Raw genomic sequence first — 22,129 nt, forward strand, 5'->3', positions numbered from 1 at the left:
TTACAATTATGGCAAAAGTAAAATATTATTACGATGCAGATACGCTTTCTTACAGAAAAATTGCTGTTAAGAAAAGTGCGTATTTTAAGAAATCGATATTTGGTATTTTTGCAATACTTTTAATAGCCTTTATAGGCTTTGTTTTTTTGAGCCAATTTATCATGTCACCAAATGAAAGAGCTTTAAAAAGAGAAAACGAAAATTTAAAACTGAATTACGAATTACTTTCAAAAAGAGTTGAAGAAAATGTAGAAATTTTATCTCAAATTCAAGAAAGAGATGATAATATTTATCGCTCTTACTTTGAGGCAAACCCAATTTCTGAAGAACAAAGAAAAGCTGGTTTTGGAGGGGTAAATAGGTATAAATATTTGGATGGCTACGAAAACTCTACAATGATTAAGCAACTCACAAAAAGTATAGATATACTTTCAAAACAAATGGTGGTGCAATCAAAATCATTAGACGAAATAGTTGCTTTAGCTAAAGAAAAAGAAGAAATGTTAGCTTCTATACCAGCAATTCAACCAGTAAAAAATCAAGATTTGAAAAGAATGGCTTCTGGCTATGGAATGCGAATTCACCCAATATTAAAATATCGAAAAATGCATAAAGGAATGGATTTTACTTCTCCAGTTGGAACTCCTATTTATGCAACAGGAAATGGAACTGTTATACGTGCACAAAGAAGTAGCTCTTTTGGTAACGTTGTTTATATAGATCATGGTTATGGTTATAAAACAGTTTATGCACACATGAGTATGATTAAAACCAAGAAAGGTAAAAAGGTGAAACGTGGTGATTTAATTGGTTACGTTGGTAACACTGGCTTATCTGCTGCTGCACATTTACATTATGAAGTTCACAAAAATGACAGACCTGTAAATCCAATTTATTTTTATTACGGAGATTTAACTCCAGAAGAATTTGCAGCAATGCAAAAAGCAGCATCTATAGAAGGACAATCTTATGATTAAGTTGGAAGCATGAAGTTTGAATTGAAAAATAATTGAATAATTTTTTTACAATGACATTTTTTTTTGAAACTTTAGTATTTACTTTGAATCTTGAATCTACAACAAACCTACAACCCATAGTATGCATATAAATTTACCAGAAAAACGATACTACAAAATAGGTGAGGTTGCGAAAGCATTTAACGTAAATACATCTTTAATTCGTTTTTGGGAAAAAGAATTTGCCATTATAAAACCAAAAAAAAATGCGAAAGGAAATAGACTTTTCACTGCTGAAGATATTGCCAATTTTAAGCTTATTTTCAACTTAGTAAAAGAAAGAGGTTTTACGTTGGAAGGTGCAAAACAAAAGCTGAAGAAAAATCCTGATTCTACGATTTACAATCACGAAATTATATCTAAACTAGAAGGCGTAAAAGCAGAATTGATAAAAATAAAAAATCAACTGTAACACATTACACTTTTAAGTGTCTAACTTTTATATAAACAATTAACTACTTTACATTCTCAAGAATAATAGGTAAATTTGTTTACATTAAAAATAAATCAACTAAAAATTAAAAATAGAAATTATGAAAAAATGGTTAATTCCTGTAATAGTAATCGTTGTAATTGTATTTGGAGTTTACAATTGGGCAAAAGGTTTTAATAATGAAGCAGTAGTTTTACAAGAAGACGCAAAAACAACTTGGTCTAATGTAGAAAACGCCTATCAACGTAGAAACGATTTAATTGGAAATTTAGTAAAAACTGTACAAGGAGCTGCAGATTTTGAAAAAGAAACTTTAACGCAAGTTATTGAGGCAAGAGCAAAAGCAAGTTCTGTAAATATAAATGCAAACGATTTAACACCAGAAAATATGGCGCAATTTCAACAAGCGCAAAGTGGTTTAACAGGTGCATTATCAAAATTAATGGTAGTTGTAGAACGCTATCCAGATTTAAAAGCGAACCAAAACTTTTTAAAACTTCAAGATGAGTTAGCCAGTACAGAAAATCAGGTACTAACTGCGAGAACAAGGTTTAATGAAGGTGTAAATGATTATAATAAACATATTAAAATATTTCCAAATTCAATTTTAGCAGGTATTTTTAATTTTGACGAAATGTCTCGTTACAAGGCTGATGCAGGTTCAGAAAATGCACCAGATGTAGATTTCGATTTTAAAAATAAATAATTATTATGTCTAAAGTAGAAGAATTTCTTAGTCCAGCAGAAGAAAAAGAAATTATTTCTGCGATTAGAGTTGCAGAGAAAAATACTTCTGGCGAAATACGTGTACATATTGAAGCATCTTCACAAAAAGACCATTATGAACGAGCGTTAGAAGTATTTCATCTGTTAAAAATGGATAATACAAAAGATGCAAATGCAGTCTTAATTTATGTTGCCGTAAACGATAAAAAGTTTGTTATTTATGGTGATAAAGGAATTAACGAAGTAGTTCCAAAAAACTTCTGGAACACAACGAAAGACATCATTCAGCAAAACTTTAAACAAGGAAATTTTAAACAAGGCATTGTTGACGGAATTTTAAAAGCTGGCGAAGAGTTACAAGCGCATTTTCCTTGGCAAATTGATGATGAAAATGAACTGTCAAACGAAATTTCTAAATAATTAATGAATTTTTTGAAATCAATTAAAGTCGTATTATTTTTATTTGGAATTTTTTCCAATCAATTAATTTTTGGGCAATTTACAGTACCTGAAAAACCAAAAAATCAAACAAGTGTTTACGATTATGCAAAACTACTTACAGATAGTCAAAAAACAAATTTAGAAAATAAACTTGTTCGATATTCAGATTCTACATCAACACAAATTGTTGTCATTGTTATAGAAACCACTAATAAAGAAAGTATTGGAATTCTCGCTCCAAGATGGGCACAAAAATGGGGAATTGGACAAGCTAAAGAAGACAATGGAATACTAATTTTATTAGCCGAAAAAGATCGAAAAATTTGGATTGCTCCAGGTTATGGAATTGAGCCAATTTTAACTGCTGGAATTGTTGGAGAAATTACAAGAAACGTAATTATTCCAGAATTTAAAAGAGGTAATTTTTATGCAGGCTTAGATAAAGGTACAGATGTAATATTTCAATTATTAAATGGTGAATACAAAGGAACTCGTAAAGAAAGTACCAAAGGTTTTGACCCCGGAATTATATTTTTTATCATTATCATAATTATATTTTTTATTATCATTTCTAGAGGTAATAAAAATAATGGAAGTGGAGGCAAGCGTTTTAGAAGAGGTTCTTTAGCAGATACAATTTTTGATACCATTATTTTAAGTAACGCTGGTAGAGGTGGAGGAAGTTTTGGTGGCGGTTTTGGAGGTTCTTCCTCTGGAGGTGGTTTTGGTGGCGGATTTGGTGGAGGTGGATTTAGTGGAGGTGGAGCTGGTGGAAGCTGGTAATAATACTTTACGGAACACTTTTTGATGGTATTAAAGAAAAAAATAGTTGTTTTTATGTTGAAGAAAATTTCGTTTGTATTAAGTTTTTTATTGTTGATGAGTTGTCAGAATTTTGGACAGCTAAAAATGTTAGCAGATTTACCAAAATCTTTAGATGAAGTTTCTGGAACAGAAATAGTACCAAAGTCCGATTTAATTTGGATGATAAATGACGGAGGAAATAAACCAGAGTTATTTGGTTTAAATGAAGAGGGAGAAATCATTAAAGAAATTTATATAAAAGCTAAAAATCACGATTGGGAAGATTTGACTTCCGATGAAAATGGAAATATTTACATTGGTGATTTTGGAAATAATTATAGTAAAAGAGAAAATTTGTCTATCATTATTGTTGAGCAAAACGAATTAGATGAAAAGAATGCTGAGGTAGATGAAATAGAATTTGAATACCCAAATCAAAATAAATTTCCACCAAAGAAAGAAAATCGTTTTTTTGATGCCGAAAGTTTTTTTTACTTCAATAAATCATTATACATTTTAACGAAAAGTAGAGTAAAAGGAAATTACGGTAAAACCACTTTGTATAAAATTCCTGCCAAAAAAGGTGAATACACTGCTGAAATTGTTGATGAATTCGAAAACTGTAACGATTTAGAATGCTGGATTACTTCTGCAGATATTTCTAATGATGGAAAAAAAGTAGCACTACTTTCTCAAAAAAACGTTTTAATTTTTACAGATTTTAAAGGAGATAAATTTTTGTCTGGTAACGTAAGAAAAATTGAATTAACGCACCGTTCTCAAAAAGAAAGCATCACTTTTAAAAATAATAATACTTTATTAATTACTGATGAAAAAGCCCACGGAACTGGAGGTAATTTATATGAATTAAAAATTTAAATAATTATTAGATAACTATATTTATAAATTAATAACGCCCAACCTAAAGCTAAAAACAAACCTCCTAAAGGTGTAATTGGTCCTAAAAATTTTAACTTCTTATTATTAGCAGAGGATAATACTAGCCCGTAAATAGAAAAAGAAAATAAAAAAACTCCAATAATTATTGTATTTATAATATAGCAATCAATTGTAATTTCGTTGTTTAGCTGAAAACCTAAAGCTAACAATAAAATTGCATGATACATTTGATATTTTACTCCTGTTTCAAAACTCTGTAGTTGTTCAGCTGTTAATTTCTTCTTTAATAAATGCGCACCAAAGGCACCCAAAATAATTGCTGTAAAACCAAAAATTGCCCCAAATAAAATTGCTGTAAAACTCATACTATTAAAAATCGAAACCTAAATTAAAGGTTATTCTCAAACCATCATCACTATTAAATGCTCCTAAACTTCCTGAAAAAATATTGGCAGCATTAATAAAAAAACCACCACCATAAGAAGTATTAGGTGTGTTAGATTCCATTGGTGTTACCATTAAGTTGTTTGGAGTTCCCCATACTTTACCATAATCAAAACCACCAAAAATGCCTAAGTTTATTGGTAAAATAGCAGTTCTAAGGTTGCTAATATTGTAACGCACATCTGTTGTGTGATAAAATGCGTTTTTACCAGTAAATCGTTCGTTTCTGTAACCTCTTAAACCTTCATTACCACCAATAGTTGCAGCTTGATAAAACTCAAAATCATTTCCAAAGATAAAGTGACCATCAACCTTAGAGGCCAAAACCAACTTTCCATTTGGTATTAATTTATGTGTTACCGCTAAAGATGTTGTTGCATATGAGAAATTTCGAGTACTGTTTAAGCTTCTTGTATGGCCCAAAAGAGCATTAAACTCAACACCTAAAGTTGGAAAAGATGGATTGTCTGAGTGATGATAATAGTAACTAGCTTCTGTATTAAAGAATTTTTGAGCTCTAAAAACTCTACTTGTTTCTGGTAATTGAGTTTCTAAAAACCTGTTTTCTGTTCTTTCTACATCAAATTGTTCAAAACTTGTAGAAAGCTTTATTTGTGCGCCCAAATCTCCACGATATTGTAAAAATGTACCTAGTTTTAATTTACCTATTTTAACTCTGTTGTAATCTCTGTCTTGCAAATCATCTGCTTGTGGATTGTATGAGTTGTTACCATATCCAAAAAAGTTTTTGGCGTAGTTCGGACTATTAAACTCAGCATCTATTCCTAAGTTTAATTTATCTAAAATATGGGCAAATTCACCATCATAGGTTATTTCATAACCTCCAGTCGCAAAATAATAATAGGCTGCAACAATATGCTGTCTTGTAAATGGATTTCTTTCAAAATTATTTGCTTGATATGTGTTTTTCACACCAAGTTTTACACCATCATCTGGATTGAATCCTATTGCAGGTGAAATAAGGTTGGTTGTATTTTTAAGCTTTTTATAATTATAGGTATTCGTGTTGTAATCGTCAGTTAATTTTTTATGAATGTTTTTGGTTTTAAAGGTGTTTTTCTTAGTTTTTTGGTCGTAAACTTTTACATTTTGTTTGTTGTTAATTTCATAAATGTCGTTATTTAATCCACCAATAATTTTTAATTTTATAGTTTTATTTCCATTTTCACCGTTTAAAACAAAAACATCGTCATCATCTAAACCATAGATCCAAATTTCCTTTGTAATTTTTTGATTATAGGTTCTGTTATGAACTATATCTGCTTTTTTACCATCTTTAATTCTGTAAACAGTAATTCTTGTATCACCATTAGGAAAACGCTCCATTTCAAACCAATCATCTTTGTTGGTTCCTGTTATTACTTGAAAACTATTTAAAAAATTAAAATACTTATCAGATATTTTCTTTAAGTTTTTTCTTCTTCCTTTTAGTTTCTTTTTTATATTTTCTGTTGTTTTTCCTACTACTTCTTTCGGGAATTTCGCAAAAGCATTTTCTATTACGCTATCTGTTATTTGGTTTTGTATGATTGCAACCTGTTTGTCCCAAATTTTTTTGTCAGATTCTCTTATGAAACGCATATCTAAAGGATAAGCAGACAAACTAAATTGTTCTGGTTTTTCAATATCTTCTTCATAAGAACGCATTCCTTTTAAAGCAGGAATTGTTTTTGTTAGTAAACTCATTAAAATTCCATCACCAAAAACGGAAAAAGCTTGATCTCTATCTCTTGGAACAGGTCTGTAAATTACTCTATCTTTTTCTTCAAATTCAGCCCACCTCCATTGATCTTGGTGTCTGTCCCAATCTCCAATTAACATATCAAATAAACGTGCTCGAATATAAGATGCTTCATCTAGCTGATATTTTTCGTCTTTTGCTAAGTTTTTTCTTAAATCGTCTGTACTTATAATTTCATTTGAAAAACCAAAGTTTGCTTTATCACCATGACCATCAGCAGTTCTTGCTTCGATCATGTACAATTCGTCACCAAAATATGCATTAAACTCTCCAAGTTGAGGTTGTTTGGGTACATAAAAAAGTATGGGTTTTGTATGATAAACATCTATAGCTTCAGCTAATTTTTCTATAGTGAATGGTGCGTATGGATGAGAGCCAGTAAATACGTCTAACAATAAATCTTCCGTATAAGTTTTTTTAAATTGCCCTTCTACATATTGATCTTTAAACGCAACAGCTTGCAAATATTGTGTAGCATTTTTACGCAATGCTCTCATTACATATTCTCTACCTTCTTTGTCTTCTAAACGTAAAGATTTGGATTGGTGTCCACCACCTTTTCTAACAGGTTTTAAACCACCAAAAAGGGTGTCTAAACTTACAGTTGGTGCAGAAATTTTTTTACCAAAGTATTTACGATATCTTTTACCCCAAAGCAAACTAAAAACTTGTCCTTTATCTACTTCTTTATCTTTATAAATAGAAGCTTCTTTTTTGCTTAAATTTAAATTTTTAAAATCTGTAAATTCAATAATACTATCTTTTTTAAAAACATTGGCTTCAAAAACAATTTTACGTTCTTTAGCAGTGTAAAAATGTACTGTTGCAGCACCATCATCATAAATATCTAATCTTGCAAAACCTTGAGTTCCGTATGAAAAAATACCTCCATTTACATTTTTTGTAGCTGTTGTTTTAGAACCAGAACCGCTTACAATTTGTGGAATATTGTCTTGAACAATATATTGTATACTATGCTCATGACCAGAAACAAAAATTACTTTTTCGTGTTGTTGAGAAATGGTAATGATGCGTTTTCTTAATTGATTGTATTTTTCGTTTTGCTGATCTGTATTGGTAACTCCAGAAGCTTTTCTAAGAATGTTTAAAGCAGAACCAAAAATAGGCAAAGGCTTCATGTGACTTTTGAAGGAGTAATAACCACCATGAGGTCCATTTGTAAACATTGGATGGTGTAAAGCAATTAAGGTTGTTTTTCCTTGAGATTTTTTGAGCATTCCTTCAAATTCTTCAAAGAATTTTTCTCTGGTTTTTATTTCACATTCATCATTTATTCCTGGGTGATTGTCCCAATTGGTAACAAACCAATGAGAATCTACTACAACAATGTTAATATCGTCTGAAACTTCAATTTTTTCTAACGGACAACCATTTTCTGGTTGAAAAGTATTTTTTCCTAAAGCTTTTTCTACTAATTTTTCTTGTCTTTTTAAACCTTTTAAACCACTATACCAATCATGGTTTCCTGGAATAACTAGTGTTTTTCCTGGGAACTTTTTTCCTATTTCTGTTTGTACTTTTAAGCGGTGTTCAGCGAGTTTGTACCCTTTCGAGTTTTCTTTTGGAATTCCTCTAGGATAAACATTATCACCTAAATAAATAAGTGTTGAGTTTTTTTTAGCTTTTAAGATTTCTTGAGATAAATATGATAATGCAGAATCACGCCTGTACAAATCAGAATTACCAGCGTCACCAATCAAGTAAAATGAGTGTATTACCTTAGATGTATTTTTTTTAGGTGTAAATTTATGACCATTTTTTACCTGCATTTCTATAGTTGCACAAGAGTAAATTAATGTCAATAAAAAAAATAAAAGAGCTGTTTTCTTAATCAATTTCATTTTGTAAAAATAACTAATTTAAAATAGATTTTTTAAAGGTTTCTAAGTCTTTTTCGGTATCAATATCTAAGAAGTTTGTATTGTTTTTAGAAAGTATTACCTCTTTATTTTCTTTTAAAAGTTCTTTGGCTCCAAAATCACCATTTATCAATTTTAATTTTGAAAAATAATTTTGAGGAAATATAGCAGGTACTCCTGGTTTGTTCTTGTAATTAGATGCAATTATTTTTGAAGTGTCTTTGGAAAATTGATTTATTAAACCAAATAAATACTCTTTTTCTATGGCAGGTTGATCTGCTAACAGAATTAAAACACCAGTATATTTTCCTTTTAAAGTAAGGTGATTTATTCCAGCAACTATGCTAGAACTTAAACCATGGTTATAATTATTGTTATAAATAAAGTGAATGTTTGCAGAAGATATTTCACTTCTAATTAAATCAGCATTTGCTCCTAAAACACAGTAAACATGATTTCTACGAATTGCTTTTGCTTTGTTTAAAACTGTTTCTAGTAAAAAATTGTTACCAATTTTAACCAGTTGTTTAGGAGTTTTCATTCGTGAAGATTTTCCTGCGGCTAAAACCAAAATTGCAATATTTTCCATATTTAATTGTGAATTTTGCCTGTTACTTTTCTCAGCGAAAAAGGTTCTTTATTTCTTATAACAGATAAAATTTCAGCAATAATAGAAACCGCAATTTCTTCTGGTGTTTTTGCGCCAATATGCAAACCTGCAGGTGTATAAATACAATCTAAAAATTCTTCTGAAGTTTCTGGTGCAAAGTCAAAAAGCTCGTTAAATAATTTTTCTCTTCTTTTAGGTGCGCCTAAAATGCCTATATATTTTGGCTGATGTTTAGATAATTGAACCAAGTATTTTAAATCTTGTACATAGCTATGATTCATTATTACTATAGCAGTATTTTTTTCTATTTCTGAAAACTGAATTGTTTCAGGTATTTCGCCAACAACCGAATTTGCTCCTGGAAAATCACTTATTTGTTTGCTATCTTTTGCGGAGGTAATTACATGAATTTTCCAACCTAAGTTAGACGCAATTTTACAAAGTTTTACAGCATCGTGTTCACCTCCAATAATTATTAATTGAAAACAAGGTTGAAGTATTTGAGTAAATTTTTCTAAATTATTTTTTACGTTATCATCAAAAAAGTTTGAAAACGTGAACTGTTTCTTGTTTTCTAGAGTAATTATAGAACCAAAATTACCATGAGCTTCATCATCTTTTAAAAAAAAGCTTTCAATTTTTACTGTTTCTCTATTCGTATCTACTTTAGAAAAAGCAGTTTTAAAATCATCGGAAATAAAAAAAGGCTCTAACAGAATGTATAAAATTCCTTCACAGCCCAATCTATACCTACCATCATAGGTAATTATTTTTGAGGTATTATTTTTAAAAACAGTTTTTGCTCTTTGTATGATTTCTTTTTCTACACAACCACCACTAACTGCGCCAACAGAATTTAAATCTTCAGAAATTAACATACGAACTCCAGGTTTTCGGTACGAAGAACCATCTAAATCAACCACAGTTGCTAATACATTTTTTAGTCCTTTTTGCTGATTGATAACACCTTGCTCTATAATTTGTTTGAGTTCGTGAAACATTAAAGTTTTAATTTTAGGACTAAGATAAAACTTTAAAAGCGAATATTTTATTTTGAGTACTCAGAAAAACGCTTTAAAATTAATTTTAATTTTGGTTGAATATATTTTTCACAAAACGGTTTTTGTGGGTTGTTTTTATAATAGTTTTGAAACTCTTTTGCAGAAGGTTTAAAATTGTTGAATTCTAATATTTTAGTAATTATTTTTTCTAAAAAATCACTTTGTAATTCATTAATTATGGTTGAAATTTCTTCTTTTTGATAATCTTTAAAATAATATATAGCAGACCTGTATTTTTCTCTCATAGAATGGTTACTCGTGCTTTTATGAGTTAAAAGATGTATTTCAATCAATGTTTTTAAATCGATTTTTGAATTGTCAAACTCAACAATAACAGCCTCAGAAAAAGAGGAGTTTTCACCTGTTGAAGAAACCCAACCTTGACTTACTTTTTCAACTCCAATTAAATGTTGAAACACAGCTTCTGTGCACCAATGGCAACCACCACCAAAAGCAATTTTAGTTAATTCCATTGAAGATTTTTTCTCTCTGTCCAATAAAATTTTGGAGCAGTTTTAAAAGAATTTAAAATTTCTATTTCTTCATGTGAAAGCGAAAAAGAATTTAATTTTAAATTTTCTTTCAATTGATTAGAAGTACTTGCGCCACTTAAAATAATAGAATTTGCAATGGTTTGTTTTACATATTTTAAAGAAATAGCATCCACACCTACATTATATTTTTTTGCCAAATTTTCTAAAATAGTGTACATTTTTAAGTAATGAGGATACTTTTTATTTCTAAAAACACGACCATTTGCCAAAGCTTCTTTTACCACAATTGTTTTATTTTGATTGATTAACTTTTGGGAAATTTCTTTTAAAGTTTGATCTAAAAAATTATAGGTTACTTGAAATATATCGAATAAATGTTCTCCATCAATTACAACTTCTAATGCTTTTTTAATCACGTCCAATTGATTTGTTCCTGTTGTAGTTAAGCCTATTTTTAGGTGGTGTTTTTTCTTTAAAAAAGCCAGTTTTTCTAAAACTTGAGTATTTTCTAAAACACCAGTTTCTAATGTTGCAGAATGAATTTGATATACTTTTAAACAGGGTAGTAATTTTTTAGAAAATTGCCACTGCTTGTTTAATTTGGCTAAACTGTGTTCTTTTACTTCGTGTACTTTCGCATTCGCATCAAAATTTGCGGTGTATGTATAGCCCCATTTTGTGGCAACTTCAATAGAAGTATCGTTTTTGGTTTGTAACCATTCTAACAACAATTCTTCTGCCAAACCATAACCTGGAGCTGTATCAAAATATCTGATTCCTAAATTATAGGCTTCTTCTAAAACAGAAAAACTTTCTTTTCTAAATTTTTCTAAATTAGAATTATCGCAACTTTCTTGACGAACATTTATGTATTGTGGTCTTCCTAAAGCAGCAGTTCCAAGTCCTAAAGTCATGTTATGTAATTTTTATATTTTGTAAAAAGTGAATTACTTTTTGAGCCGCCATTTCACAAGGTTTTAATAATTCTTTTTTAGAAGTGATGTAATAATTTAAGCTGATAAAATTGGTACCTTGTAATTCTTTTCCGTAAATTTTAAAGGATTTTCCTGCATTAAAAGTCTGTTTTGTAATGCTGTATTTTTTATTTTCATAAATTCCTTCAGAATAGCCTTCTGGTAAATTATGTATATTTTTTAAAACATTCATTAGTTAAAATTTTAATCAGACTTATCAGTTTTTTTTAGTTGAAATTGTCTTTTTAAGCAAAATGTAATGAAGTCAATAAACCTTAAAATTAAATTTCTCCACAAGGTTGCAATGACAAATAATTACATTTTAAGAACTACAAGATAACATAGAGCAACCTACTTTATTTCTTGCCCATTCTGGTCTTTTTGCAAACCATTTTTCTTTTTTTGGTTGTTCTTTGTATGGATTTTTCAACAATTGAAATAACTCGTCAATTAAAGAATAATCGCCTTCATCTGCTTTGTCAATTGCTAATTGAGCCATGTAATTTCTCAGAACATATTTAGGATTTACGGTGTTCATTTTCTTTTTTCTTTCTGAATGAGAAAGTGTTTCTTTTTGAAGTCTTTCAGTATATTTCTGAAACCATAAATTCCATCTGCTTTTTATTTCGCCAGAAACATTTTCAAGATTATAAAAAGCATCTTCAACAATTTTTAAGGTTGATGAATCTTCATTTAAATTACTCAAATTTCTAAAGAAAATGGTCATGTCAGTTTCAACTAATTGTAAGCAATCTTCTAAATCTTGTATTAGTTGTATGTCGTTTTTATCATCAGTATATAGCCCCAATTTAGATTGCATCATTCTCAATGATTTATGTTCAAAATCAATCTTATATTGATTCAGAATTTCTTCTAAAGGTTTTGCATCTTCAATTAATGGAAACAGTGCGTTTGCCAATTGATATAAATTCCACAAACCAATATTTGGTTGATTTCCATATCTGTAGCGTTTATTTTGACGATCTGTTGTGTTTGGTGTCCAACCAAAATCAAAGCCTTCTAACCAGCCATATGGTCCAAAATCGATGGTTAAACCTAAAATGGACATATTATCGGTATTCATAACTCCATGCACAAAACCCACTCTTTGCCAATCGATTATCATTTGTAAAGTGCGCTCGGTAACTTCTTTAAAAAAATTAACATAGGTTTTTTTAGAAGGATTTCCTAAATGTGAAAAATGATGATTTATGCTGTAATCTGCTAAAATTTTTAAGTTTTTCACATCATTTCTAGCAGCAAAAATTTCAAAATTACCAAAACGTAAAAAACTTGGAGCTGTTCTCGCTACAATAGCACCTTTTTCATAAGCAGGATTTCCATTATATAAAACGTCACGTAAAACTTGATCTCCAGACAAACTTAAACTCAAAGCACGTGTTGTAGGAATGCCTAAATGAAACATAGCCTCACTACATAAATACTCTCTAATAGAAGAACGTAAGACCGCCAAACCATCTGCAGTTCTTGAATATGGAGTTTCACCAGCACCTTTTAATTGAACTTTCCAGTTTTTGTTTTTATGCTCAACTTCAAATAAATTAATGGCTCTTCCATCTCCTAATTGTCCTGCCCAATTACCAAATTGGTGCCCTGCATAACACATGGCAAAAGGTTTTGTTGCAGGGTAAATTTCGTTTCCTGTTACAATATTTTTAAAGAAATCGGTTTTTGTTTCTGCTAATGAAATTCCTAATTCAGATGCCATTTCTTCAGAAACATGCAGCACTTTTGGGTTGGATGTTTTTTTTGGAGAAACATAAGAGAAAACAGCATTTTCTACTTGTCTTCTTGTGTTTTCTAAGTTTTTATCTGCAGGTAAATTATCAGTAAAAGTATTTTTTATGTTTAGTTTCATTCGTTTTTATCAATCCATTTTTGAAGTTCCTTGTCAGAAGGATTTCTTAATTTTTTTGTACCAATTGTAATTGTTGGAAAATTTAATTTCCCATTTGCATACAATTTACGTAATTCTTTGGCATTTTCTAAACTTTCCTCCACATCTAAAAACGCGTAATCTAAGTTACGCGTTTCTAAAAATGTTTTATAATACTTGGTTTTATGGCATCTTTCTGCGCCAAAAAGTTTAATAATAGTTTTCATACTTTGCCTCCTTGAGCGCAGTCGAAAGGTTTTATTGGTTCTCGACTGCGCTCGAATTGACATCAACTAATTTATCTGCATGTAATTTTCTCAATTTCGCCAATTTTGGTTCAATAACAAAAGTACAGTACCCTTGTTGAGTATTTTCTCTATAATAATTTTGATGTTCTTTTTCAGCTTCATAAAAAATTGGCAAAGGACTAATTTCTGTCACAATTTTACTAGCATAATAAGGCTGAATTTGCTTTACAACTTCTTCCGCAATTTTGTGCTGAGTTTCGTTATGATAGTAAATTACAGAGCGATATTGTGTACCTCTATCTGCACCTTGTTGATTTAAGGTTGTTGGATCGTGAGTAGTCATAAAAATAACCAAAATATCTTCAAAAGAAATGATATTTGAATTGAACGCTATTTGAATAACCTCTGCATGCCCTGTTAAACCAGAACAAATTTCTCTATATGTTGGTTTTCCTGGAGCATTTCCTCCAGCATAACCAGAAACTACTTTTTCTACACCATTTACTTCTTGAAATACAGCTTCTGTACACCAAAAACAACCACCTCCTAAGGTAGCAATTTGTAAATTTTTGTTACTCATTTTCTACTCCTTTTTCTAATTGCATAGATTCTGAATTGATACAATAACGCAAGCCACTTGGTTCTGGACCATCAGGAAAAACATGCCCCAAATGTGCATCGCAAGTGTTACACATTACCTCAACTCGAATCATACCAAAAGAAGTGTCTTTATGATATTTTATAGCATTTTCTTTAATTGGTTGTGTAAAACTAGGCCAACCTGAACTAGATTCATATTTTATGGTAGAATCAAATAAAGGTGTATTGCAACAAATACAGTTGTATTGCCCTTCATCATAAATGCTACATAAAGCTCCACTATGTGGTCTTTCTGTACCTTTTTGTCTTGTAATTCTAAACTGTTCTGGAGTTAATATTTCTTTCCATTCAGCTGCTGTTTTGTCAACTCTTTTTTCTGGAATTGGATTTCCTTTTGTGGTAAAATTGATAATTTCTTTCCAAGTAAGCATATAAAATTTCCCTTCTTTTTTTAATTAATATTAAAAGCTTTTTTGTTGTTTTTTGGTCGAAAAAAAACAATAATTCTTACAAAACAAATTTGATTTTGAAATACAAAAAGCATTGCTTAAATTTACAATATAATATATAAATAGAGCTCAATTAAATTTGACTATTTTTGTTTAAAAAATAAGAAATATGGTAGCCCTTATTGCTGAGATTGAAAAGTTTGTTTATAATTTTTTAAATGAAAATTTACAAGCAAATTATGTATATCATAATTTAGCACACACACAAAGAGTTGTAGAAAAAACAAAAGAATTAGCAGAAAGTTTAGAAGTTGTAAAAGTTGATGCAGATAATTTAGAAATTGCAGCTTGGTTTCATGACATTGGATATACAGAAGGTGCAACAAATCATGAAGAAAATAGTGTAAAAATTGCAAAAGAATTTCTAGAATCTAAGAGTTTTTCAGAAAAAAGAATAGCAGCTATTTCTGATTTGATTTTAGCAACCAAAATGAGCTATCTTCCTCAAAATAAGTTGGAAGAAATTATAAAAGATGCTGATTCTTCTCATTTGGCCTCCAAAAAATTTTTTGATTATACCTCTCTGTTAAGAAAAGAGTGGGAACTTGTTTTAGAAAAGAAATATACAAATGCTGAATGGATAGAGTTAAATATTTCTTTTTTGACACATAAACATAGGTATTATTCTGATTTTGCTCTAAAAAATTGGAGTAAAGACAAAGAGAAAAATTTAGCAAAATTGCTAAAAAACCAAAAAAAGCTAAAAAAAGAAAACAGAAAATTTAAACAAAAAAAAGTTGCTTTAGATTTAAAGAAAAACAAAAGTATTGTACCTGAACGTGGAGTAGAAACCATGTTTAGAGTTGCGTTGCGAAACCATATTACTTTAAGCGATATTGCAGATACAAAAGCCAATATTTTACTTTCTGTAAATGCAATTATTGTTTCTTTGGCGTTGTCTAATTTATTACCAAAGTTAGATAATCCATCTAATTCTCATTTGTTAATTCCTACGATTATTTTTGTTGCTTTTACAGTAGTTTCAATGGTTTTGTCCATAATTGCTACCAGACCAAATGTTACTGAAGGAAAGTTTTCGAAAGAAGATGTTTCTAATCGAAAAGTCAACTTATTGTTTTTTGGTAATTTTCATCAAATGAAATTGGAAGATTTTGAATGGGGAATTTCTGAAATGATGACAGATAGAGATTATTTATATGGCTCTTTAACCAAAGACTTATATTTTTTAGGGTTGGTTTTAAATAGAAAATATAAAATATTGCGTCTTACCTATACAGTTTTTATGATTGGAATTATTGTAAGCGTTATTGCTTTTGGAATTTCTTTTAAATACAAAGGAATGCCAGTTTAAGAGGCTATTTGCTTTATTAAATCGTTAAGTGTTATTGATTTTTTTTCATCAAAATTTTTGGAATAAATTACCTCTACTCTAAGAGCTTTTAAACCAGAAACACCTTGTAAATCTTCTAATTCTAAGAATTCAATTTTACCTAATTGTTTTCTAGATTGTAAAAAGTTAATGTATTTAATATATTCTAAAGCATCTTTGTCTTGCGAATAAATAATGGCAATTTTACCAGGTTGCGTAATACGCTCTTCAGTATTTTTTATATGTGCTTTATCAATTCTTTTTTTAATGATTTCATAACGAATATTATAAGCACCATCTACATCAAACTGTTTTTCGTCCATTCTAAATTTTATAGACATGGAATTGCTGTGTACTAAAATTAAAGAGGCAACTCTTAAGTTATGAGGCATTTTATCTAACAAAGAAAAAGCAATGTTTTCCATTTCACACATTATTTGCAATTGCCATAAACGTAGGTTGTATAAATAAATCTCGTCAAACTTTTTATCTCTTGCAATAGATTGTCCAATGTACATATTAAACTCTACACCATCAGTTTTGTACCTTTCAAAATAATGAGGAAACATTTCCTGAGCATCTTTTTGTTTTTTATCAATAAATTTAGATAGCTTTAAATTGATAATGTTTACACTTTTTTCGTATTCTTTCCTTTTTTCATACACCACATTTAAATCACTATCTAAACGATCCATATAAATTTTAACTTTATTAGAAAGTACTTTGTTTATAGTTTTAATGTGATTGAAAATTGGGTAAATTTCTCTTTGTAAAAATTCTAAAATATTAATTTCATCACCCGCATTTAAATCTTCTTTTACATCTTCTAAAAATGATGAAACACGAAACATTAACTCTTTATAAATTGGCAGTTTTTCGGTTTTACAAGCATCCTCTAAAACAGAAATAGCTAAAGTAAGCTGTGTTATTAAATCTTCTCTAATTGCTTCATTTCTTGCATTCGAAGATCCTTTAATATCACTTTGACCGTACAAAGGATACACGTCATTAAAAATAATTTCATCTAATTTTGCATTTTCATTTATTTGAGATTCTAAATGAAATTTTTGTGCAGCTTGATAAAAGCGCCATTTTACTGATTTGTGTATAGAGGTATAATTTTCTTGAATGGTAGCTTCTAAAACATTTTGCCTTTCTTCTGAAGTTCTTTTTACAGCAGCTTCGAAAACAGGTAAAATATCTTTTAATTTGTTAATGTTTACAGAGTTTAAATCGTACGCTCTTGGTGATGCAATTTCAAGTAAGGCTAAATCACCACTTTCATTTGCTTTAATAGGAATTAAAATAATACTTTGTATGCCAGTATCGTATAAATTTTTGTAAAAAGGGTTTTTATTAGTTTTTTTACCATATTCCTCTAAGTCTGATATGACAAATGTTTCATGATTTGCAAATACTTTTTGTATTACGGTTTGACAAAAATAATCTGACGAACAATGAATTTCTTCTTTACTATTTAGAATTATACTATTGGATTTATTTACAACAGTTTCGCAAATTTTTCCATTGAATTTATCGAAAATTGAATAGCCTAATTTTAAATCTTTAATTGCATAAAAGTCACGTAAGTTATTTTGTAATTTAAAAATTAAATTATCACCACCTGCCAATAAGTTTGCTTTTATAGATGAAAGCATTTCTTCAGACGTAACATCGAATAAATTAATAATACCAAACCCTTTGAAAATATAGCTATTTGGTGGGAATTTCTCTTTCCAAATACTTATGTCGTCAAAATTATTTAATAACTCTTTAAAATCATCTTGTGTTAATTGGGGCGCTTTTTCGGTTGCTGTTATTTCAGAAAAATCGCCATTGAAAGCAGCTCTGTAATATTTCATTGTTCCAGTGGTTTTGTCTGGAATATCAAAATAAAACGGTCTTTTTATATCAATTTTATAATCGTAAACATAGCCTAAAATAAATGTACAAGCTAAAATGTAAAAGCTTTCGTCTTCAAAATTTCTTATGGTAAATTCATAATCGTCACCTGCATTTTTAAGAATATTTTCAAATCTGGTTGTAAATTTAAAAGAAGTAAAAGAAAACGGAATACTTGCTGCTTTTATCTCGTTTTCGAGCAATAACTCAGGAAAAAGAGGGTTTAGCAACAAATTAATTGGTTCTTGATATTTTTCTAGTAAACTATAGTCTGAAAATCCGTTTATAAGTTCTGGATATTTTTCTAATTGAGAAATCATTTTTTTTGCAGAATTATGAAATGGGTGTTTTTCATATTCTGCATGCGCATATTTTTCAAACACTGCAAAAACTTTTTGAAAAGAAATGTTTAGTTGCAATGGTAAAACTACATCAGACACTAAGCTGGACTCAATTATTTTCATAACTTTTATTATACCACAAATTTACAAAATTGTTATTTGATTTTGTTTTTTATTAAAAAGAAGGTAAATAAAACTTGATAAAGGTTTATTTCTGCCTGAAATAAATGGTTATTGGTACTCCAGAAAAATCATAAATTTCGCGTAGTTTATTTTCTAAAAAACGTTTATAAGGATCTTTAACGTACTGTGGTAAATTACAAAAAAATGCAAACTGTGGAGTTGGTGTTGGTAACTGCATACAGTATTTAATTTTCACAAACTTTCCTTTTATAGCTGGTGGTGGATAGCTTTTAACAATATCCAACATTACATCATTTAATTTACTTGTAGATATTTTGAGTTTTCTTTTTTCAAAAACTTCAACAGCGGTTTCAATTGCTTTAAATATACGTTGTTTTGTTAAAGCAGATATAAAAACAATTGGAACATCTGTAAATGGTTCGATTTGTTTTTTAACCATTGCTTCAAAATCACGCATGGTATTGGTTTCTTTTTCAACCAAATCCCATTTATTTATTAAAATGACAATACCTTTTCTGTTTTTTTCTGCCAACCAAAAAATATTTTGGTCTTGACCTTCAAAACCACGCGTGGCATCTACCACTAAAATAATTACATCAGAATACTCTATAGTTCTTACAGCACGCATTACAGAATAGAACTCTAAATCTTCTTTTACTTTCGATTTTTTTCTAATTCCAGCAGTATCTACTAAGTTAAAATCGAAACCAAACCTGTTGTATTTTGTATCTATAGAATCTCTTGTAGTACCAGCAATATTGGTAACAATGTTTCTATCTTTACCAATTAAAGCGTTTATGAAAGATGATTTTCCTGCATTAGGTCTTCCAACTACAGCAAATCTCGGTAATTCTTCTTTCTCTAAATTTATAGGTTCTGGTTCTGGCATTTTTTCAACCAAAGCATCAAGTAAATCTCCAGTTCCACTTCCATTTATTGATGAGATGGTATGATAATCTCCTAATCCTAAATTATAAAATTCTACAGCATCTGCATCTCGCATTGCGTTATCAACTTTATTTACAGTAACAAATATTGGTTTTTTAACTTTACGCAATAATTTTGCAACTTCAGCATCCATAGGTGTAATTCCTTCTTCTACATCAACCACAAAAACAATAATATCTGCTTCGTCAATAGCTAAAGCAACTTGCTTTCTAATTTCTTCTTCAAAAATGTCATCAGATCCAATAATATATCCTCCAGTATCAATAACTGAAAATTCTTTTCCATTCCAATCAGATTTCCCATAGTGTCTATCTCTAGTAACTCCACTTACGGAATCTACAATGGCTTCTCTACGCTGAACTAACCTATTAAAAAGTGTTGACTTCCCTACATTCGGTCTTCCTACAATGGCAACAATACTATTCATTTTACTTGATATTTTTTGCAAAGATACAATTTACTGTAGGATAAATAATTGTAAATTTAAGCACTTTTAAAATGATTATTAATGAATGATAAAAAGAAACTTCTTATTGAAAAAAGAAATAGCGAATTATTCTTAAGACCGCGATTTTCAATAGATTTAGATGAAAATTCGGATGTTGTTTTAAATCGTTTTATAGAAGTTTTAAAAAGTAACAAAAATAATTTTAGAGGCACTATTGTTAATGGACATATTTTTATTTCTGTACCTAAAAGAGAGGAGCATTTTTGGTCTCCTCAATTACATTTAGAAATATTAGATAGAGGTGAAAATGTATCGGAATTAAAAGGACTTTTTGGACCAAAACCTCAAGTTTGGACGCTTTTTATGTTTGTTCATTTTATAATTGGAATTTCGTTTTTAGGTTTTTGTGTTTTCTTATACACTCGTTTTTCCTTAAACGAATCGTTATTTTTTCCAATAATTATGATTGTTTTTTTGCCTATAATTTGGGTTTTACTTTATTTTTTAGGAAAAATAGGGAAAGATACTGGTAAACCACAAATGAAAAAACTACATGATTTTATGATAGAGAATATTTAAAATTATTTCTGATTATAACCAAAACGTTTCAATTGAATTTTGTCGCTTCGCCAATTTTTATTCACTTTTACAAATAGTTCTATAAATACTTTTTTCTCAAAGAATTTTTCTAAATCTTTTCTAGCCTCTGCACCAACTCTTTTTATAGCGGAACCTTTATGGCCAATAATTATTCCTTTTTGAGTTTCTCTTTCAACCATAATTACGGATCGAATTCTAACAATGTTTTCTTCCTCAATAAACTCTTCTGTTTCTACTTCTACAGAATATGGAATTTCTTTTTTGTAATGAATTAATATTTTTTCTCTAATTTTTTCATTTACAAAAAAGCGTTCTGGTTTGTCTGTTAATTGATCTTTTGGATAAAATGCAGGACCTTCTGGTAATAATTCTTTTATTTTTTCAAAAACTTGCGAAACATTAAAGCCTTCAAGTGCTGAAATTACAAAAACATCTGCATTGGGTACTTTTGTATTCCAATATTCAATTTTTTCTTCAACTTCATCTTGCGAAGATTTATCAATTTTATTTAATAATAATATGATAGGAATTTCGCTATGAATAATTCTATTAAAAAAGGCTTCATTTTTTAATTCTTTTTCTCCAACTTCAACCATATAAATAAGTATGTCTGCATCTTCAAATGCAGATTTAACGAAGTCCATCATAGACGATTGTAATTCATAAGCAGGTTTAATGATTCCTGGAGTATCAGAAAATACAATTTGATGATTTTTGTCGTTTACAATACCTAAAATACGATGTCTGGTAGTTTGTGCTTTTGGCGTGATGATAGATAGTTTTTCTCCAACTAGAGCGTTCATTAAGGTAGATTTACCTACGTTAGGATTTCCTATAATATTTACAAAACCGGCTTTATGTATCATGTCGCAAAGATAATTTCTTTTTACAGTTCCTTCAATTTTAAGTGATTAAAAAATAATTAAAATAAAGTTTGGTAGTTACTTAGAATGTGTTGTATATTTGCAGTCCAAATCGCGGGATAGAGCAGTAGGTAGCTCGTCGGGCTCATAACCCGAAGGTCACTGGTTCGAGTCCAGTTCCCGCTACTAAGCTTAATGCTCATAGAATCAACGGATTGTTTACGAACAATCCGTTTTTTTATGTCTTTAAGTTTCTTACTTTTACGTACCGTAAACTTTTTTACTATGAAAATGAATTATTTTCTGATTCTATCGAAGAAAATAAGATAAAGATAGTACCTAAAGACATAGAGTTAAAAATAAATAAAAGCACCGATTTTGAAAATACAAACCGAATAGAAAATCCGCGAGGACTTTCGCAAGTAGGCAAGAAGACAGCAATAAATTATACACGTCTTAAGTTTGTCTTTTAATAAATTTGACAAATAATCAGAAAGAATAAAAGAGAGAATTAAGGTTAGTATACACGGTGAAGCTTAGACTTCGACAACATTGATAATCCTCTCTCTTTTCTACTTTACATCACGTTCAGTTCTGTGAGACTTTAGATCTCGATTTCAAGTTGTTGTGAGTTCAAGTAGTTTATTCTTTCCTAAATCATTTCATATGAATAAATATAATGAAACTTTTGGAATTGACATTAGTAAGGCTGTTTTTGATTGTTATGGCTCTATTCAAGGTCATTTACAATTTA

Annotated in this window: 22 protein-coding genes and 1 tRNA gene; 9 read left to right on the top strand and 14 right to left on the bottom strand. The window is 29.5% G+C overall.

What is annotated here, in order from left to right:
- The first annotated feature begins 8 nt into the window (after positions 1-8).
- The 6 genes from FDT66_RS09470 (at position 9) to FDT66_RS09495 (ending at position 4,299) form a co-directional block, all read left to right on the top strand.
- Positions 9-977 carry a M23 family metallopeptidase gene (locus FDT66_RS09470; RefSeq protein ID WP_138535931.1) on the top strand — a complete coding sequence of 323 codons (969 nt, stop codon included), beginning with the start codon at positions 9-11 and terminating at the stop codon, positions 975-977.
- Positions 978-1,098: 121 nt separating this feature from the next.
- Entirely contained in the window at positions 1,099-1,428 is a 330-nt protein-coding gene (locus tag FDT66_RS09475; RefSeq protein ID WP_138535932.1) for a MerR family transcriptional regulator, read from the top strand.
- A 121-nt stretch (positions 1,429-1,549) separates the two neighbouring features.
- Positions 1,550-2,155 carry a LemA family protein gene (locus FDT66_RS09480; RefSeq protein WP_138535933.1) on the top strand — a complete coding sequence of 202 codons (606 nt, stop codon included), beginning with the start codon at positions 1,550-1,552 and terminating at the stop codon, positions 2,153-2,155.
- 5 nt (positions 2,156-2,160) lie between these two features.
- A complete protein-coding gene (locus FDT66_RS09485; RefSeq protein ID WP_138535934.1) occupies positions 2,161-2,595 on the top strand; it encodes a TPM domain-containing protein in 435 nt (144 codons plus the stop codon).
- A 3-nt stretch (positions 2,596-2,598) separates the two neighbouring features.
- The gene (locus FDT66_RS09490; RefSeq protein WP_138535935.1) at positions 2,599-3,399 is read left to right on the top strand and encodes a TPM domain-containing protein; all 801 of its coding nucleotides are present in this window, start codon (positions 2,599-2,601) and stop codon (positions 3,397-3,399) included.
- Between the two features lie 126 nt (positions 3,400-3,525).
- Positions 3,526-4,299: an SdiA-regulated/phytase-like domain-containing protein gene (locus FDT66_RS09495; protein ID WP_246034828.1), complete on the top strand. Its 774-nt coding sequence runs from the start codon at positions 3,526-3,528 to the stop codon at positions 4,297-4,299.
- Here the strand turns inward: FDT66_RS09495 and FDT66_RS09500 are convergent.
- From FDT66_RS09500 to msrB, 11 genes are all read right to left on the bottom strand, one after another.
- Positions 4,296-4,685, bottom strand: coding sequence for a DUF423 domain-containing protein (locus FDT66_RS09500; RefSeq protein ID WP_138535937.1), 390 nt, complete (start codon positions 4,683-4,685; stop codon positions 4,296-4,298). The two genes, FDT66_RS09495 and FDT66_RS09500, sit on opposite strands and share 4 nt — an antisense overlap.
- 4 nt (positions 4,686-4,689) lie before the next feature.
- A complete protein-coding gene (locus FDT66_RS09505; RefSeq protein ID WP_138535938.1) occupies positions 4,690-8,388 on the bottom strand; it encodes a metallophosphoesterase in 3,699 nt (1,232 codons plus the stop codon).
- A gap of 13 nt (positions 8,389-8,401) precedes the next feature.
- A complete protein-coding gene (locus tag FDT66_RS09510; protein ID WP_138535939.1) occupies positions 8,402-8,995 on the bottom strand; it encodes a nucleotidyltransferase family protein in 594 nt (197 codons plus the stop codon).
- A gap of 2 nt (positions 8,996-8,997) precedes the next feature.
- Positions 8,998-10,017, bottom strand: coding sequence for an XdhC family protein (locus tag FDT66_RS09515; protein WP_138535940.1), 1,020 nt, complete (start codon positions 10,015-10,017; stop codon positions 8,998-9,000).
- A 47-nt stretch (positions 10,018-10,064) separates the two neighbouring features.
- The gene (locus FDT66_RS09520; protein WP_138535941.1) at positions 10,065-10,550 is read right to left on the bottom strand and encodes a peptide-methionine (S)-S-oxide reductase; all 486 of its coding nucleotides are present in this window, start codon (positions 10,548-10,550) and stop codon (positions 10,065-10,067) included.
- Complete coding sequence (locus FDT66_RS09525; RefSeq protein ID WP_138535942.1) at positions 10,541-11,485, bottom strand: aldo/keto reductase; 945 nt, start codon at positions 11,483-11,485, stop codon at positions 10,541-10,543. Before FDT66_RS09525 ends, FDT66_RS09520 begins: the two co-directional genes overlap by 10 nt.
- Before the next feature lies 1 nt (position 11,486).
- Entirely contained in the window at positions 11,487-11,738 is a 252-nt protein-coding gene (locus FDT66_RS09530; RefSeq protein WP_138535943.1) for a peptide methionine sulfoxide reductase, read from the bottom strand.
- A gap of 129 nt (positions 11,739-11,867) precedes the next feature.
- Positions 11,868-13,424 (bottom strand): protein adenylyltransferase SelO, encoded by a 1,557-nt coding sequence (locus FDT66_RS09535; protein ID WP_138535944.1) that lies wholly within the window; start codon positions 13,422-13,424, stop codon positions 11,868-11,870.
- Positions 13,421-13,669, bottom strand: a complete 249-nt coding sequence (locus FDT66_RS09540; protein ID WP_138535945.1) for a glutaredoxin domain-containing protein — start codon at positions 13,667-13,669, stop codon at positions 13,421-13,423. Before FDT66_RS09540 ends, FDT66_RS09535 begins: the two co-directional genes overlap by 4 nt.
- Before the next feature lie 31 nt (positions 13,670-13,700).
- The gene (msrA, locus tag FDT66_RS09545) at positions 13,701-14,270 is read right to left on the bottom strand and encodes a peptide-methionine (S)-S-oxide reductase MsrA (RefSeq protein WP_138535946.1); all 570 of its coding nucleotides are present in this window, start codon (positions 14,268-14,270) and stop codon (positions 13,701-13,703) included.
- Positions 14,263-14,721: a peptide-methionine (R)-S-oxide reductase MsrB gene (gene msrB, locus FDT66_RS09550; protein WP_138535947.1), complete on the bottom strand. Its 459-nt coding sequence runs from the start codon at positions 14,719-14,721 to the stop codon at positions 14,263-14,265. Before msrB ends, msrA begins: the two co-directional genes overlap by 8 nt.
- Positions 14,722-14,908: 187 nt before the next feature.
- Here msrB and FDT66_RS09555 point away from each other — a divergent pair, with 187 nt between their 5' ends.
- A complete protein-coding gene (locus FDT66_RS09555) occupies positions 14,909-16,111 on the top strand; it encodes a Pycsar system effector family protein (RefSeq protein ID WP_138535948.1) in 1,203 nt (400 codons plus the stop codon).
- Here the strand turns inward: FDT66_RS09555 and FDT66_RS09560 are convergent.
- Both FDT66_RS09560 and der read right to left on the bottom strand, forming a co-directional pair.
- A complete protein-coding gene (locus tag FDT66_RS09560; RefSeq protein WP_138535949.1) occupies positions 16,108-18,495 on the bottom strand; it encodes a GAF domain-containing protein in 2,388 nt (795 codons plus the stop codon). The two genes, FDT66_RS09555 and FDT66_RS09560, sit on opposite strands and share 4 nt — an antisense overlap.
- Before the next feature lie 85 nt (positions 18,496-18,580).
- A complete protein-coding gene (der, locus tag FDT66_RS09565) occupies positions 18,581-19,891 on the bottom strand; it encodes a ribosome biogenesis GTPase Der (protein WP_138535950.1) in 1,311 nt (436 codons plus the stop codon).
- 81 nt (positions 19,892-19,972) lie between these two features.
- Here der and FDT66_RS09570 point away from each other — a divergent pair, with 81 nt between their 5' ends.
- Positions 19,973-20,491 carry a DUF2207 domain-containing protein gene (locus tag FDT66_RS09570; protein ID WP_138535951.1) on the top strand — a complete coding sequence of 173 codons (519 nt, stop codon included), beginning with the start codon at positions 19,973-19,975 and terminating at the stop codon, positions 20,489-20,491.
- 2 nt (positions 20,492-20,493) lie between these two features.
- On the opposite strand, the gene era is transcribed toward FDT66_RS09570, so the two are convergent.
- Positions 20,494-21,378, bottom strand: a complete 885-nt coding sequence (era, locus tag FDT66_RS09575; RefSeq protein ID WP_138535952.1) for a GTPase Era — start codon at positions 21,376-21,378, stop codon at positions 20,494-20,496.
- 110 nt (positions 21,379-21,488) lie between these two features.
- Between era and FDT66_RS09580 the strand changes: the two genes are divergently transcribed.
- Positions 21,489-21,561 (top strand) — tRNA-Met (locus FDT66_RS09580).
- Positions 21,562-22,129 lie beyond the last annotated feature (568 nt).

The organism is Polaribacter aestuariivivens, from assembly GCF_005885675.1.
GTDB lineage: Bacteria > Bacteroidota > Bacteroidia > Flavobacteriales > Flavobacteriaceae > Polaribacter > Polaribacter aestuariivivens.